General features: G+C 42.5%; 2 protein-coding genes. Both read left to right on the top strand.

The genetic code is table 11. The features are described from left to right. The first annotated feature begins 202 nt into the window (after positions 1–202). Positions 203–640 (top strand): hypothetical protein, encoded by a 438-nt coding sequence (locus T541_RS0116440; RefSeq protein WP_026653670.1) that lies wholly within the window; start codon positions 203–205, stop codon positions 638–640. A 55-nt stretch (positions 641–695) separates the two neighbouring features. Next, a complete protein-coding gene (locus tag T541_RS0116435; protein WP_026653669.1) occupies positions 696–1,046 on the top strand; it encodes a hypothetical protein in 351 nt (116 codons plus the stop codon). Positions 1,047–1,277: the final 231 nt, after the last annotated feature.

Below are 1,277 nucleotides of genomic sequence, written 5' to 3'. Positions count from 1 at the left end.
CAGAGCTTGAGACTCTTTCAAAGAACGTAATGACATCATCAAACAACCTCGAGTCTATCGACGAGGCAGCTTCATCAGGACTTTCTTACAACTAATTATCCGCACATTCCACTGGAATCGGAAAAGTTGTATAAAGCTTCCGGCTATCGTGTCACAGCGGTAGCTGGGATTACCAAATAAGGAAAGAGAGAAAAAATTCACAATGACCAAGAAACAGATACAGGCACTTATAGATTCGAAGACAGAAGAAATGAACGGCTACATCGCCATAAAGGAGACACTGGAAACAAATCTGGAGACCATTACTACCACAAAGTCAGGCTTGGATGAAGGAATATATACTCCTATCGCAACACCATATCCTCTTGAGGGAGAAGGCGGTGAAGACTGGAGTGGTGATAATGAGGTGGAGGCAGATGGACTTAACGGCGACATTTCATCAGATATGGGGACCTATGATGGAGATGTGGACACTCTTTCAGGGGAGATTTCTCAGGATATAGCTGATCTTACTGATAAAATCTCTGAGTTAGAAGAAGAGATAAAAGAGCTTCAGGAAGCCCTGCTTACAGCTCCTGACGAAGAACCTGAGTCATCAGGCGGTGGTGGAGGCGGAACATCCTACACAGCAGTAATGTAAGCCGGTAGCAGATCTTTTCACAGTTATGATAATAGTAAGAAGGGCGGAATAATAGATGTTTTATACAAAGAAGTACGACAATGGAGCCGGCGGCGGATCAGCTTCCGGAGATATCCATATTGATGAAGAAATCTATGATGAGATTGTTGGAAGAATTGAAAGCAATAATAAAAAGACAATAAAGGATAATCAGACCTATGTTGAGCCGGATGCTCAGTGTCTTTTGAATCCGGTTATTCCTGACTATCAGGAGGCAGATCATATCGCTGTAGATATGTTCCATGCAATGAAGGATGAGACTACCACCGTGGTGAAGCTTATGAAGCAGATGAAGGAAGATTACGTTCAGGTTGATGAAGACAAGGAAGGGGAACTGGCACAGCAGGCTGGACAGTACGGTGGCTGAGCCTTACGTCTGATCGGCTGTTGCGAGATTTAGTTTTTACCATGGCTATTGGTTTAAGGAAAACTGATTAAGATATCAGATTAAATACATTAACAAGGAGAGTTTGACATAGATGGGAACAGGATATTCAGAGGGAGATGTAATAGAGTGGAACCACAAGAAGATCGCGGACTATTTCGCTGAGTGTGGAAAGATCTATGATACATTTGAAGATAGTATAAATGAAGTAAG

This window comes from Butyrivibrio proteoclasticus P6B7 (assembly GCF_000622085.1).
GTDB classification, from domain to species: Bacteria; Bacillota; Clostridia; order Lachnospirales; family Lachnospiraceae; genus Butyrivibrio; species Butyrivibrio proteoclasticus_A.
Note: the sequence above shows the minus strand (reverse complement) of the source record. Positions and strands in the feature narration are given on the sequence as shown.